A 14,947-nucleotide genomic window follows, 5' to 3' on the forward strand; every position below is an offset into this window, starting at 1 on the left:
CGTTAGAGTAGCCTCCCCGCCCCGCGAGCATCGACTCCCTCGAGCATCGAGTTTTCTGCGTCATAACAACGATTTCCCCACGCACAACACCGAGGAAAACGAGGCCGAAAAACTACTCTAAAGATGTTAGAGCATCGTTAGAGTAGCGTGAGAGTAACCTCTTCTTTCTTTAACCTTCAACCTCTCAAGGGCATCGTGACAGCCAGCAATAGGAGGCACGCCACCCACCGGCTAAGAGACGAACACGAAAGCGCCGCAAGCTACAACCAGCAATAGGATGCAAGCGGGCCATTCGGACTGTCGATCACCGAAATCGGAGTGTCGAAAATGTCCGTGAGAACATCACCGTCCATGATCTGCTGGGGAGTGCCCTGGTACTTCACCGCTCCATCTTTGAGGGCAACGATCCAGTCGGCGTAGCGAGCCGCGAAGTTCACATCGTGGAGAACCACGACGATCGTCCGGCCAAACATCCGCGCGGCAGAATGCACATGTTGCATCATTTCAACGGAACGCGCGATGTCGAGGTTATTGAGCGGCTCATCCAACAGCACGTAGTCGGTTTCCTGGGCAAGAACCATCGCGACGTAGGCTCGCTGACGCTGACCACCTGAAAGCTCATCGAGGAAACGATCCTCGAGATCACCCAATCCGAAGAAGTCGATATATCGGGAGATCGTGTTCTCGTCGTGGACGGTTAGTCGTCCTCGTGAATGAGGGAAACGACCGAAACCCACAAGCTGGCGAACTGTGACGCGGGAAACGAAGTGATTGTCCTGGCGCAGAATGGAGACCACCTTTGCCAGGTCCTTCGATCGCGAAGTGGCCACGTTATAGCCGCCAACGTCAATCGTGCCTTCGTCGATATCGAGAAGGCGTCCCACCATCATCAGCAGAGTGGATTTACCTGCCCCATTGGGGCCGATGAACGCCGTGATCCCACCTGCGGGGATCACTAAGTCAACGGGTCCAATCGTTGTTTTCTGGCGGTTAGACACATAGGTTTTCTGCACCGAGTCCAGGCGAATCACAGGCGCCCCTTTCGTAAGATCACCACGAGGAACGTCACTCCACCAACGAGTTCAATCAGGATTGAGACAACTCCCTGAGCGTCAAAAACGTGGTTCATCACGAAGTACGCGCCCGTGAGCACGCAAACTCCTAACGCAACTGACATGGGGAACAGGTAGCGATGATCGAAGGTGTCGGCGAAGATGTAGGTCATTGTGGCCACGAGGAACCCAAAGAAGGTCATTGGTCCGACCAGGGCCGTGGATGTCGCCATGAGGACGGATACCAGGACAAGTACGCCGATTGAGTAGACCCGGTGGTTGACTCCCAGCGCAGTCGCTGTTTCCCTCCCCAAGGCCAGGACGTTGAGCGTGCGGGCCAGCGCGTACAGTCCCGCAGTGCTAACAAGAACCAGGGGAATCGCGATCGGATAGTACTCGGGGTCGGCGTTATTGACGCTGCCGAAGAGCCGGGCTGTGAGCACATCGAATTCGCTGGGGGTGAGCAGGCGTTGCATGAAACTTGAAAGGGATCCCAGCCCCGTTCCCAGAACAACTCCGATGAGGAGCATCGCATGAACGTTCGCTCGTTTATTCGTCAACAACCACGAGTACAGCAGCAGACAGAGCGCCACCATGAGAATGATCTGACCCACGAAGGTCGTGGTTGTGCGCGCCGCGGTCAGACCTGCCGCGCCGAAGAAGAAGATCGTTGTTGTATGGATTGCACGGTAGAGCGACTCAAACCCCATGATCGAGGGCGTAATAATGCGATTCGCTGTGACCGTTTGGAATGCGATGGTCGCAAAACTTTGACACACGGCAACAACAATGATTGCCAGAAGCGACCATGCACGCCGCTGCGCGATCAGCCAGAACCCCGTTGTCCCAGGTGGCACCGGATTGTTCCACGTGAGTAGCAGCCCGCTGAACACCAGGGCACAGACCGACATAACGATGAAATACCCCCACCAGCGGCGTTGAGCTTCGGCAGTGGGGAACGCGTCGGATCGCGTTCGTCCTCGTCCCCCTGACTCTTCACTCACGGTCCGCTGTTGAGAAGGTCGCGCTGAGGGATCCGCGGCGCCAGCAGTTGTCGCGTGCTTGTCAAGGATTTTCGCTGACATCAGGCCCCCGCTCCCGCTCGGCGGATAATGAGGACGAGGAACACAATCGCACCGATCATGCCGAGGATGACGGCAACGGGGATCTCGAAGGGCGAGATGAGTGTGCGCGCCACGAGGTCGCACGCGGTGACCAGGGCGATGCCGGCCAGGCATACCCAGGGGAGGTTGGTTCGCAGATTGTCTCCCATGATCAGGGATACGAGGTTAGGCACGATCAGTCCGAGGAACGGGAGCGACCCAACGACGACTGTGACGACTCCGGTGGCAACGGCGATGAGAGCCATTGCCGCGAGCATCATCTGCCGGTAGTTCAGTCCAACATTTGTTGCGACATCCTGCCCCAGGCCAACGACGGTCAGATGGTTGGCCAGGAGGAAAACCAGGACAACAACAACGAGGACGAACCACAGCACCTCATACTGTCCCGCGTACACGGATGTGAAGGACCCCTGGAACCAGATACCCAGGCTTTGCAGCGCATTGGTTTTCAGAGCGAAGAATGTTGAGATCGCACTGACGACGGACCCGAGCATAATGCCCATGATCGGCACTATGAGGGAAGAACGCAGGGACACGCGTTGGAGCAGCGCGAAGAAGATCCCCGTCCCCACGAAAGCGAAGATGACGGCGACGCTCATGCGGACGAGGATGCTCGAGTGGGGCCAAAGCACCAGGCAGACGAGTAGTCCAAGCCCCGCCCATTCCGTTGTTCCCGTTGTTGTTGGTTCAACAAATCGGTTGCGGGTGACCATCTGCATCACCAGGCCCGACATTGCCATCGCGGCTCCTGACAGCACGAGCGCGATGGTGCGTGGAATCCTCACGGTCTGGAACATTTTCCAACCGTCCTCCCGGGAGAGGATCGAGTACTCACCTGTTGCCAGGCTCAGCCCGAGCAGCCCGATGACGAGAAGAATCCCCAGGCCAAAGATCATCGGATGCGGGGTTCGTCCTCGTTGATTGCGCCCATCTTTCACGCGCGCCTGCTCCTGATGCTCGTTCACCCTAATGAACGAGGACGAGCGCGCACCGTCTCCCCGACCGCTCACCGGGTGTTCGGCGTGGGTTTGTGAGTCGATCGAGGGCAGGCGGATGCCCCGCCGGGACGGTGTCAGAGTTTCCCGGCGGGACATCGTGGCTTGGAGTTCCTGATTGTCACTGCTCGCAGGAGCGTGTGGGCTCTGCGCGAGTGTTTCAGGAATTCGCACGTGCGAAGGCGTCAGCAATGGAATTGAGGATCTCCGTGTAGGTGATGATCGATTCGTTGGTGTACGTGTCCTTGGGTGCGTAGAGGACATGCTTGTCGGTGATGGCCTTGACGTTGGCCAGGGCAGCGTTCTCGGAGATCACGGACTGTGCCGGGGTGTAGGAGTCCTGCTGAGAAGTGATGGCTGCGTCGCGGTCGAGGACGAAGATCCACTGAGGATTCGCCTCGGCAATAGCCTCAACGGAGACATCGTCACCTGTGTGAGAGTCGGAGGAGCCGGCAACTTCCAGTGCGGGCTTGAGGCCAAGCAAGTCGAAGAGCGGACCGAAGGTCCGTCCCTGATGCGGAGCGACGTAGCCAATTTCTCCGCCGGATACGTTCAGTGCCATCACTGTTGACGTGCCATCGTAGGCTTTCTTCGCGCGGTCGAGCGCCGCAGTGAAATCGTCAACGAGGGATTGCGCTTCTGTTTCTTTTCCGAAGATCTTCCCCAGGGTTGTCACCTGGCGAATGAGTTCCTTGTCGAAGGGTTGGTCATCGCGCGGTTCGAGATCAATCAGGGGCACGCCCTGGGTGAGTGCAGCGATATCTTCGTCATGTTGACTAAACCGCTGGCCCGAAATAATGACATCGGGCTTGGCGGCAACAAGGGCCTCCAAATTGGGTTCGCGGTGCGTGCCGATGTCTGCCACGTCGTCACCGGAGAATGCCGTCACAGTCGAGGGGACGAGGCGTTTGGGCGCGGCAACCAGGGAGATCCCCCATTTTTCGAGGACCTCGAACGTTCGGTTGTCTAGCGCTGCAATGCGTTGAACGGGGCGGTTAACGGTGACCTCTCCACTATTGGTTTCAACAGTGATCGGACCCGACATATCGTGGTTTCCGCCGCTTTGCATCTGTGCGTCACTTTGGGCGTTGGTGGACTGGTCGTCGGCAGAATGAGCGCCTGATCCGCATGCCGTCAGGGCGATGCAGGCCGTGGCTGCAAGGGCTGCGACAGTTGTCATCTTCCTGTTCATGGTCTTCCTTTACGTCATGACACGTTGCACCTAGGTTCGCATATCGTTACTAAGCGAAACCTAAGTAAGGTAAGACTAAGAAATTTTTTCGACCCTCGACAAGACGAGAACGCAAAGAGCGGGGTCCATCACACCCCAGCGTCACCTACTGATGCGCTCCCTCGTCGCCACCCCTACAATGACCCACCTCTTTCGTCTGATTCCGTCTGAGCGCGACCATCTACCTGATCCTCATCCTCGACGTATTCGCCGGCCTCATAGTCATATTCGACAACGTTTCCGTCCTCGTCAGTCCGCGTGTACCACTCGGTGACTTCCTCAGCCGTCGAATCAAAGTCCGCACCCGCTGCGCGATCTGAATCCGGCTCAACCGGGGCCACAGCGATCTCGAAGTTATCTCCGTGTTCCTCGATGCCGTGAACGATCGCGTTGGACACCGCAGCCTTAGCGAAGGAATAGCGAATGACCATCGGATCGGTATGGAGTTCTCGATACAGAGCGATCGCCATGAAAATGATGACGACGCTGAAGGGAAGCGCTGTGATCGTGATGAGGTTCTGGAGGCCCTGCAAGGCATCCTGACCACCCATGAGCAGCATGACAACCGCGATCCCCGCCATTGCGATCGCCCAAAAAGCCGTGATCAGTCGGTTCGGGTTCGGATTACCTTTCTGAGACAGCTGTGAATTGACCAGCGACGCCGAATCTGCGCTGGTGATGAAGAACACCGCAAGCATGACCATGACGACCGGGGCAACGAATTGGTGCCCGGGAAGATAATCGAGGACGAGGAAGAAGACGTCCTGTGCGGGAGGAATCTGAAGCGGGTCATTTCCGGGAATCAACTCACCGTATTCGCGCTGCAACCAGATCGCAGTTCCACCAAGAATCGTGAATGCAAGAATGATGATCGTTGACGGGATCAAGAGCACACCGAAAACGAATTGACGAATGGTTCGCCCCTTGGAAATTTTCGCCACAAACACCCCGACGAAGGGTGCCCAGCTCACCCACCAGGCCCAGTAGAAGATCGTCCACGAACTGAGGAACTCCCGAATTTCAGGCGAGTCCGCAGTTGTTGCCGAAAGCATTCGTGGGAGCTCAGCAAAGTACTCCGTGATGACACCGGGAATGATGTTCGCAAGGAACACCGTGGGCCCAACAAGGAAAATGAAAGCGGCCAGACAGATGGCCAGCGCCATGTTGATATTCGACAGAAGCCGAATTCCTTTGGAAACACCGGAAACCGCAGAAATAATTGTTCCAATAGTCAACACGATGATCGTGATGAGCGCGATTGTGTTGGCCTCGGTGGACCACCCCGTCACCAGTTGAAATCCCCGTCCAATCTGGAGAGCACCAATTCCCAAAGATGCGGCAGTACCGAAGAGGGTGGCAACAATTGCCAGTCCATCAATGATGCGCGCGCCCAACGAATTGGAGTCGCCACCCCATAGCGACGTGAGGATTGAACTCATCAAGGGAACTCGTCCTCGTCGATACGACACGTACGCCACTGCCAAGCCGACGATCGCGTAGATCGCCCATGCGTTAATTCCCCAGTGCAGGGCTGACTGCACCATCGCGCCCTTGACCGCAGCAACACTCGCCGGCTCGTACATCCCCGGAAGCGGTGACACGTAGTGCGTCAGCGGCTCAAGCGGGCCGAAGAAAATGATGCCGATACCGATACCCGCACCGAAAAGCATCGCCGCCCAGGATCCGGTGGAAAACTCAGGGGCATCCCCATCCAAGCCCAGCGGAATTTTCCCGTATTTTGTGAACGCAAGGAACAGCAGGAACAGGACCATTCCGATCGCGACAACGGAGAAAACCCACCCGAGGTTGGTCATCACCCAGTTGAGCGCAGCTGTTGTCACGTCATAGACCTGATGCGGAGCTGCAACGCCCCACACGATGAATCCAACGACAAACACCCCGACAACAGCGATGATTCCCTTGTCTAGCCCGTAGCGGACTTTCTGATCTTCGATCGATACACCGGGAACAAGCGCCGGGTGGATTCCGTGCGGATACTCCGAGATTTCCCGCATGAAAGTCCGGGAATACGCCTGTGATCCACCGCTTGGGGCGCGTCCGCCTTTCTTCGGCTGATAGACGGTTGGTCCGTCACTGGCAGCCACTGTGGAGAGGCTATCTGTCGTCATGCTGGCCTCAGAACCTTTGTCGGTTCGCTCCGGCAGGTCTTTGGACACCGAACTCAGAGAGTTCTTCGGTTGATTCACAGCTTTCCCTTATTGTCGTGTACGAGGGGACTTGCTCACCCTATCGACATCGGGAGCCAATCGCTCGGTTAAGAGCCTCCGAGAAGATACCGAGAATCTATCCTGATCAGCACTTTTTGCCTCGCCTTGATGTGAGCCGAAACGTGGGTGCCACACATTCGGTATTGACGGTGCGGAGTGCAAGAATGGTGCACGTCACTATCCAACCTGGGTCGTGGCACACTCCGTCCGGCTCATGCGAGCCGGACTCGTCCTCGCCAATTCACACTAGGAGCACACGTGACCGTCTCACGCGAATTTGCCTATTCCATCCCCAAAGCGGAACTCCACCTTCACCTCGAGGGAACGCTGGAGCCCGACCTCAAACTTGAGCTGGCACAAAAGAACGGCATCGACATCGGCCAGACCACAGTCGAGGAAGTTCAGGCGTCCTACCAGTTCGATTCGCTGACATCATTCCTGGCTGTCTACTACCCGGCAATGAACGTTCTTCAGGACGAGGACGACTTCTACCGCCTGGGGGCCGCCTACTTTGCCCGCGCGAAAGACAACGGTGTTGTCCGCGCGGAGTGCTTCTTTGACCCGCAAGCCCATACCTCACGAGGCATCGCGATTGAAACGGTGATCCGCGGCTACTACCGCGCTATCGAGGAGGCGCGCGCACAGGGGATCAGCGCCGATCTCATTCTTTGCTTCCTGCGCGACATGTCCGCCCAGTCCGCACTGGAAACCCTCCAAGCGGCATTGCCCTACAAGGACATGTTCGTCGGTGTTGGACTCGATTCCGATGAACGCGATAATCCCCCGCAGAAGTTTGCTGAATGTTTCGCACTGGCCAAGGACAACGGTCTGCGCGTGACCATGCACTGCGACATCGATCAGGTGGGCTCCATTGACAACATTCGCACGGCCCTGACCGAGCTGGGCACAGAGCGCCTCGACCACGGCACAAACATTGTTGAGGATCCGGCGCTCGTTGAATTGGTCCGCGAGCGCGGCATCGGCCTGACGTGCTGCCCCGTGTCGAACTCTTTCGTCACCGACGACATGAAGGGGAAGGAGATTGTCGAGCTGCTGGGCAAGGGCGTCAAGGTGTCGGTGAATTCCGACGATCCGGCGTACTTCGGTGGGTATGTGGCCGATAACCTGTTGGCTCTGGCGGAAAAGGAAGGGCTCAACGAGGCGCAGATCGCGCAGCTGGCACGCAATTCCATTGAGATTTCGTGGGCATCCGATGAGGAGAAGGCGCAGATGCTGGCTTCCCTCGAGGAGTTCGTTGCCTCTCACTGAGGTGTCGGTCATTAACGAGGACGGACGCGGACCTTGCGCGCGTTAAGTGGGGTTCGCGTCCGTCAGTCCGCACGGGCATTTTCGGTTGGCTTTGATGGAGGATCAGGAATGAAGATCATTTTCTCGCCGGCAAAGGACATGAGCCTTGATCATCCACTCAATGAGGAGTGGAGTCTCAGCACCGAAAGTGCCGCCATCGTTGACGCTCTGACGTCTTTATCTGCCTCTGACCTGCAACGCAAACTCAAGCTGAACAACAGACAGCTTGCCCAAGTCGAGGGGTACATCGCCGGTTTTTCAGAGCCGACAACCTACCCTGCTTTGAGCATGTACAACGGCTTGGCCTACCGATGGATGCGCGCACAGCTACCCGACTTCTTAGCGCTTGATGCTGCCGAAGCGTCGTATGCGGCCAAACACCTGCGGATCCTCTCAGCTCTCTACGGTCCCATCTCCCCGTTCACTCCAGTCAAGCCGTATCGCCTGGACTTCACCACGTCTTTGCCCATCAACGGTGTCTCTCTCAAACGCCACTGGACAGCTCACTACCCCGCCGCGTTCGAGAGGGATGAGGTGATTTTCAACGCCGCGAGCGATGAGTTTTCCTCCCTCCTGAACCCGGACCTCTATCGGTGGGTGGACCTGGACTTTTATGAGATTCACGGTGACCGGGCAAAACGCCACTCGACGATTGCGAAGAAAGCGCGCGGCCAATTCGTTGCCTACATGATCACGCATCGAGTGATGCGGGTCGAGGATGCGAGAAACTTCGATACGGACGGCTACCGGCTGGTGGAAGCCGCGTCGTCCTCGTCCCTCTTGACCTTCGCGCGAAAGGCGGAGTAGAGCCTTTCCCCGCGCGCAAGACGAGGCCGCGTATCTGCCGCCCACGGTCGGGGCGTCCGCTAGTGGCGAGGCTGAAGGGTTAAGCTGCTCACCTTTTCCCCTGACCCGCAGGAAAAGGCCGCGGGGCGTTTGACGCGTGACGAATGAAGACATTAATCTAAATGAGAATCGTTATCATTCTCATCTAGAAAGACAGCCATGACCTTACGGATCCTGTCGCGCCCCAGACAACATCTCCTGCGCTCGCTCATGAGCGTATGCGCATTGTCTGCTGTGATCATCGCCTCTCAACCACTGATGGCTTTCGCTGAAGCTCCTGCCGAAAAAGAGACGATCTCCTCAGGAAAAGTGAGTATCTTCGACGTGGCTAGCGGGGTCAACGAAGAGTCAACTCCTTACCTTTCCTTAGGAGTCAGAGCCGCGGGGAAGACGTATGAGCCAGAAAAAGTTGCTCTGAAAATTCCTCAAAGCGCCTACACCACCACGCATCAGGGGGCACCGCAGGGACTGCCTGCCGGGTACGTCACCGCATCGCAGAACACGGACGAGAGCCCCGCTTTCTTCTGGGACACAACTCGCAGCACCTACTACGGCGTCACCCTCGTCAAAGTCTCCTTCACCGGACCCACAGACGGCCGTGTTTTTGCCTATGGACACAATGACAAATCTCAGCCCGTGTCTCTAGCTGAAGATTCAAACGACGGCTACGAAATTGACTCTACAGGAACGTGGCTGGAACAAACAGGCCAGCAGGCCCGTCACACCACGTGGATCTTCACCAAACCGGGCACATACACGCTCAATGTCCAAGCCCTCGGTAAAAAAGACCAGGGAGGGGGCTACTCACGTAAGGTCGGACACACCTACACCGTCGTCGTCGCAGAAGGGGCCTCATCTTTAGAGCAGCCCGCAGCCGAGGCAACTGAAACACCCTCCCCCAGCGGCCAGCCCTCAGACGCAGCGGGCGCGACGGGCGACTCACAGCCAAGCGCACCCGAATCTCGCCCCGATGAAACAGGGACACCCTCGCAGCCCTCAGCTCAAGGAGACGAGGCCGACGCGGATGATTCCGATGAATTCACCGGTGACGTCCCCAGCATTGCAGCACCGAAACCGCATATCAAAGACCCCGTCAGCGGAAAAGAAATGCTGCTGCGCACACACGTTGATGCCGCACACGTGTACTGGGATAAAGAAAACCAGGAACTCGCAGTAGGGGTCATTGACGGAAGCACCTTGCGTCCCCACGACCTTGTTGCTGTGCGTCTGGGACCTGACGCTGACTCACAAACCGGACGCGAAGTATCGCGCATCAAACTCCCGAAATCGAATATCCTCTCCTTCCTCGGAAAACCCGGCGACGTGCTCTGGAATGCACCTGGACAGCACTACCAAGGCTCCCGTCCCGTGTGGGCGGGCGTAGGGTCAGGACGTATGCCCGACTCAGTGAATCCCTACACATTGAAACTCCACCTCAAGTCAGTCAAGGGCCCCGGGTGGATGTCAGTGTGGCGTTACGGCGGAGGAACCTTCGCTCAGGAAGACCTGAACTCTGCGAATCCACAGAAACAGTCGATGCCGCTGGTTGCCGGAGCACACGGACACTACAACTGGACGTTCTCCGCACCCGGGCGCTACACCGCGACATGGTTTGTCACCGCGCAAACAAAGGACGGCGCCTCGCTCACTTCCGATGAATACGCGGTGGAATGGCTCGTGGGAACCGACAGTGACGTGCAACTACCCGAGGGCACAACACCGAGTGACACCATCAAAGTTCCCACCGAAAAATTCACAGAGGACGACAACCTCTTTGAGTCCGACGAAGCAACTGACGAGGTCGACGCGGAAAATGCGAACCTGCCCGCCAAAGGACAGTATGTGTGCGCAGCTCCAGGCCACTACGACCTCGCTGCCTCTACCGCATCAAATGGCCGAGTGACAGCGCAGCTGGTTGATGACTCAGGCCCTCGCAGCGTCGTGCGCGAGAGCAACACCGTGGTGGTACCTGTGCCTGATTCAGCTTCTCACCGCGTCACGGCTGAACGAATGAGCGCGGTGCTCACAGCTCTTGGCCCTAAAGGAACGAAAGTCTGGACGCTGCCGGAAATCCAGAAGAAAGATCTCCCGTGGCTGGGGATGAACACCGAAAAAATGGATTACTCGAAGATCGACACGGTCGGTGTTCTCACGGAGATCGAAGATTACACCGGACCAGGTCGGATGATTCTGTGGCAGTCCAACATTATGGATGGATCGAAGAAGCTCCTCGATTCCCACAATGACCACGCACGCTTGTTCTTTACGGGGCCTGAGCATATGCATATGGCAACCAGCTTTAATGCCCCGGGGATCTATCGGGCCAGCTATTCTTTCCTGGCTCGTTACACCAAAGACAGCGGATGGTTTGCTCAGTCCTACGGCTCACACGCCCTCTACTATGCGGTCGGTGACGAGGCCATCGAGCAAGCCTGCGGGAAAGACTTCCTGCACTCCCCGGAAGAACCTGCTCCTGGCACTGAGAACGGAAACTCTTCGGATAGCGGTTCCTCGAACGGTAACTCCTCGGATGGAAACTCTTCGGATGGCGGATCCTCAGCTGAGGAGCCGGGCCATACCCCGGATGGTTCCTCGGATGGCGATTCCACAAACGGCAACACCCCGGGCAATACCCCGGGTGGCAATACCCCCGATGCCTCCCATCAGGAGAAACCTCGGCCACATGATGATGCCGAGAATCCGAAGGTATCCGGTAGCGACTCACAGTTCGCCGTCACCCTTGACCACGGACACGTTGACATGTTGAACCTCACTGCTGATAGCAGGGGAAACCTCAACCTGATGCTGAAAGAGGATGTCACAGCAGTTGGCACCGTGCGAGAACCAGAAAAAGTTCTCCTGAAGGTCAAAGACAGCGCTCAGAGGACGAAACAGTCTGGTTCATCAGATTGGCCTGAGCCATTGGCAGGAGTAGAGAAAGCGTGGATTTTGCCGCAAACGCAAGATCCGAAGCTGTTGTGGCCGGGATGGAATACGCAGGGAATTAAAGCTGCGGGCTACACGAAGGCGACATTTGACGTGTCCTACAAGGGACCCACGAACGGTCGAATCCTCATGTGGATTCAGGACGCTTTGCGCGGACCGGAGTCACGTTTAGCATCTGGCGGCTACGAAATGAACCCCACAGGGTCACAGATCCTCCAGGACTTCCCTGCGCATACTCACGTGAACTGGGCATTTACCGAGCCAGGACGCTACACACTCACCGTGACAGCTCACGCAACGCGCCCAACGATGGCAAGCGGATTGCGCAGCGCTGGTAATGAAGGAACAGCGACAACAACAACACGCACATACACCATTGATGTCGGTGACGTGAGCGCCCACAACAATGAGAAACCTACGGATACTTCGGTCGACGACATTGTTCCAGCACCTTTGCCGCGCATTGATACGGAAAACACTGGCACAGACAACGCCGGTGCGGACAACGCTGGTACAGAAAGCACTGGCACCGAAAAGACTGGTGCGGAAAACACCGGCACCGAAAACACTGTGCGACCGATGCCTGAGGCGCAGGGAAATGAAAACTCCGAAACACCTGCACCTGACCGGGGCACGGAAGTGTGTCTTCCCACGACAATTACACGCGAAGCGACCGCTGAAGAGGCTGCAACCTTGAGTAAGGCGCCATCGGCTGCCGCTAATACAGCGCGTACCACACTGACGTTCAATGTGGGGCCGGGAGCAAGTGGTAACGCATCTGATGGACACTTTGATCTTGGTCCTGCCATTGAAAACAAGACGGTTCTTGCGCGCGTCAAGGACGACCGTCAGCAGCCTTCACGTTGGCTTGACCCGGCTCAACTGGTCTTCGCTGTGGGCAGCCCCGCGCAGCTGAAAGCACCAGCTGCATTGTCGTTTGTTGCATCCACAAGATCGGATGTGTGGATGATTCCTTCGACGCAGATCCAGGGAGTCCCGTGGCTGGGCCTGAACAGTCAACGTGAAGAAATCGTCAACGGAACCCGAGGCGGTGTCACTTTCACTTTGGAGTCTGTCAACGGCCCTGGAAAATTTGCAGTGTTTAATGCGGGTGCCCTCGGGTCAGGTGTCGGCACACATGTTTTCGACGCCCCCGGATCCATGTACACCTTGCCGGCGAATACTCATGCGCATCAGAACTGGGTTTTCACCCAGCCAGGAACCTACAAGGTCACGCTTTCGATGAAGGTCAAGCCTCGTGGGGAGAAACTTAACGGCAGTGGAAGCGGCAATGGATCAGCTTTGACCGCGACGGGTGAAAAAGGTCCGAATGGTCTGCCGATGGTGAGAGAAACCGTGGGACGTACCCCCAGCGGTGAAGAATGTGCGCTGGCAACAACCGGCGCCGAGGTACGCGACAGCATGATCTGTGCAGGGCTGTTCCTCATCGTCGGCACTGCGGCATTGATGCTTCGTCGTCGCCGGGCTCATTCATCAGCCGCTGGAGTGACTGACACGAAATGAGTTCAGCGCGAATACTCAAGTCAACAGGCATACGGTGTGCGTGGGTGATCAGCACCTGCCTCAGCGTATGCCTGTTGGCTTCGTGTAGTTCACAGATACCGACATCTGCGTCTGCCGGGGAGCGCCCGCTGAAAGTCGTCACGACCACCGGGATACTCGCTGATTTTGCGCGGCATGTCGGCGGCGACCATGTGCAGGTCAGCCAGCTTGTTCCCCAGGGCGCTGACCCCCACAGCTGGGAACCTTCACTGCGTGGTATCCGCGATGTTGCCTACGCTGATATTGCCGTCACGAACTACCTCATGCTGGAGCAACATTCGCTGATTAAAACTTTGGATGCGAATCTGCCTGCTGATGCGCTTTCAGTGTCTTTAGCTGAGGAAGCTGCGAAGCAAGGGGCAACGATTCTTCCTCTCGTGGAAGACCGCGCACTCGACACTGTGTGGCTCGGGATGAGGGTTGCCGGTCAAGGTCGCCAGCACGGTGCCACCCGCGCCTCGGAAATCGACCTGACCGTCACATCCGTTGACGGTCCCGGAGATGCTGCCGGCTACCTGACAACAACTTTTGGTGTCCCTGAAATAGGTTTCGCCTCATCTGACGGATTTGATCAATCAACAGGGTATGCGAAAGACACCACGACGCTCCCGGCAGATGCTCACCAGCATATGAGCTGGGCTTTTACACAGCCCGGCATCTACACCATTCATGTCACGGCAGCGCTGCGCACGGCGCAGGGACAACCACCTATCCACATCGGCACGGCGAAACTTGTGTGCGCTGTCGGAGTGGATGCAGCTCAGGTTGCCCGCACAATGGGACGTCAAGTTCTGACATCAGGACACGCTGACCTCACTGTTGACCTTGATGCGCACACCGTTGACCTGATGGTTGACCGCACAAAGGATGGGGCAAATCCACTCGATGTTCCCGAGGTTCCTCACGCCTCGAAAGTCACCGGGCTGGCTGCTGTGTCCTTAGATGACGTGGTCGTTGACATTCCTACGCGTACGCTGACACAGGTTCCCGGACAGAAGGGTTTCCGGTTCTTGGGTTCACCGGGGCAAGATATTTACCTCCTGCCGCAGGCCGTCCTCGGCAAGCACGTCCACGGGGAAATTGATCCTCATCTGTGGCATGACGTTCATAATGCAGCTGCCTACGTGCGTGTTTTACGTGATCGTTTCATTGAGCGCGATCCTGAACATGCCGATGACTACAGACAGAATGCTGAAGAATACTTGCGTGATCTAGAGGATGTTGACGCATATATGACCTCGATGCTGTCATCCATCCCCCAAGAGCGCCGTCACTTAGTGACAACGCATGATGCTTACGGGTATTTGGCAAATGCCTACGGGATGAACGTGGCGGGTTTCGTTGCGCCCAACCCTGCGGTTGAACCTTCTATTAGTGACCGCAAGAAACTGGTGACCGCAATTAAGAACTTGAAAATTCCGGCAGTTTTCTTGGAACCGCAGCTCGCACGTCGTCCGTCGACTTTACAGACAGTCGCCGCTGAAAACGGTATTGATATCTGCCCCCTCTACGGTGACACCCTTGACGCCGAGGCACCCACATATGTCGACATGATGCGTTTCAATGCTCGCTCACTTGCTCGCTGTTTAGGTGGGCACGAAGCACAGCAGTCAACGCCTCACAGCCCAGAAAAGAGAGAAAACAACGTATGACA

Annotated in this window: 9 protein-coding genes; 4 read left to right on the forward strand and 5 right to left on the reverse strand. The window is 57.0% G+C overall.

Going from position 1 to position 14,947, the window contains the following annotated elements:
• Positions 1-260: 260 nt before the first annotated feature.
• The 5 genes from G7Y41_RS09230 to G7Y41_RS09250 all read right to left on the reverse strand — a co-directional run bounded on the left by G7Y41_RS09230 (position 261) and on the right by G7Y41_RS09250 (position 6,609).
• Complete coding sequence (locus G7Y41_RS09230) at positions 261-1,031, reverse strand: iron ABC transporter ATP-binding protein (RefSeq protein WP_165316392.1); 771 nt, start codon at positions 1,029-1,031, stop codon at positions 261-263.
• On the reverse strand, positions 1,028-2,137 hold the full coding sequence (locus G7Y41_RS09235) for an iron chelate uptake ABC transporter family permease subunit (protein WP_165316391.1): 1,110 nt from the start codon (positions 2,135-2,137) through the stop codon (positions 1,028-1,030). The genes G7Y41_RS09230 and G7Y41_RS09235 overlap by 4 nt, the downstream gene beginning before the upstream one ends.
• Positions 2,137-3,345: an ABC transporter permease gene (locus tag G7Y41_RS09240; RefSeq protein ID WP_231367284.1), complete on the reverse strand. Its 1,209-nt coding sequence runs from the start codon at positions 3,343-3,345 to the stop codon at positions 2,137-2,139. Before G7Y41_RS09240 ends, G7Y41_RS09235 begins: the two co-directional genes overlap by 1 nt.
• Positions 3,332-4,363, reverse strand: coding sequence for a siderophore ABC transporter substrate-binding protein (locus tag G7Y41_RS09245; RefSeq protein WP_165216716.1), 1,032 nt, complete (start codon positions 4,361-4,363; stop codon positions 3,332-3,334). The genes G7Y41_RS09240 and G7Y41_RS09245 overlap by 14 nt, the downstream gene beginning before the upstream one ends.
• A gap of 173 nt (positions 4,364-4,536) precedes the next feature.
• Positions 4,537-6,609 (reverse strand): BCCT family transporter, encoded by a 2,073-nt coding sequence (locus tag G7Y41_RS09250; protein ID WP_231367285.1) that lies wholly within the window; start codon positions 6,607-6,609, stop codon positions 4,537-4,539.
• A gap of 279 nt (positions 6,610-6,888) precedes the next feature.
• On the opposite strand from G7Y41_RS09250, the gene add reads away from it, so the two are divergent.
• The 4 genes from add to G7Y41_RS09270 all read left to right on the forward strand — a co-directional run bounded on the left by add (position 6,889) and on the right by G7Y41_RS09270 (position 14,945).
• Complete coding sequence (add, locus tag G7Y41_RS09255) at positions 6,889-7,899, forward strand: adenosine deaminase (protein ID WP_165216720.1); 1,011 nt, start codon at positions 6,889-6,891, stop codon at positions 7,897-7,899.
• A gap of 108 nt (positions 7,900-8,007) precedes the next feature.
• Positions 8,008-8,745: a YaaA family protein gene (locus G7Y41_RS09260; protein ID WP_165316390.1), complete on the forward strand. Its 738-nt coding sequence runs from the start codon at positions 8,008-8,010 to the stop codon at positions 8,743-8,745.
• A 198-nt stretch (positions 8,746-8,943) separates the two neighbouring features.
• Positions 8,944-13,254, forward strand: a complete 4,311-nt coding sequence (locus G7Y41_RS09265) for a TIGR03773 family transporter-associated surface protein (RefSeq protein ID WP_165316389.1) — start codon at positions 8,944-8,946, stop codon at positions 13,252-13,254.
• A complete protein-coding gene (locus G7Y41_RS09270; RefSeq protein WP_165316388.1) occupies positions 13,251-14,945 on the forward strand; it encodes an anchored repeat ABC transporter, substrate-binding protein in 1,695 nt (564 codons plus the stop codon). The genes G7Y41_RS09265 and G7Y41_RS09270 overlap by 4 nt, the downstream gene beginning before the upstream one ends.
• The last annotated feature ends 2 nt before the right edge of the window (positions 14,946-14,947 follow it).

The sequence above is a fragment of the Schaalia sp. ZJ405 genome (assembly GCF_011038885.2).
Taxonomy (GTDB): domain Bacteria; phylum Actinomycetota; class Actinomycetes; order Actinomycetales; family Actinomycetaceae; genus Pauljensenia.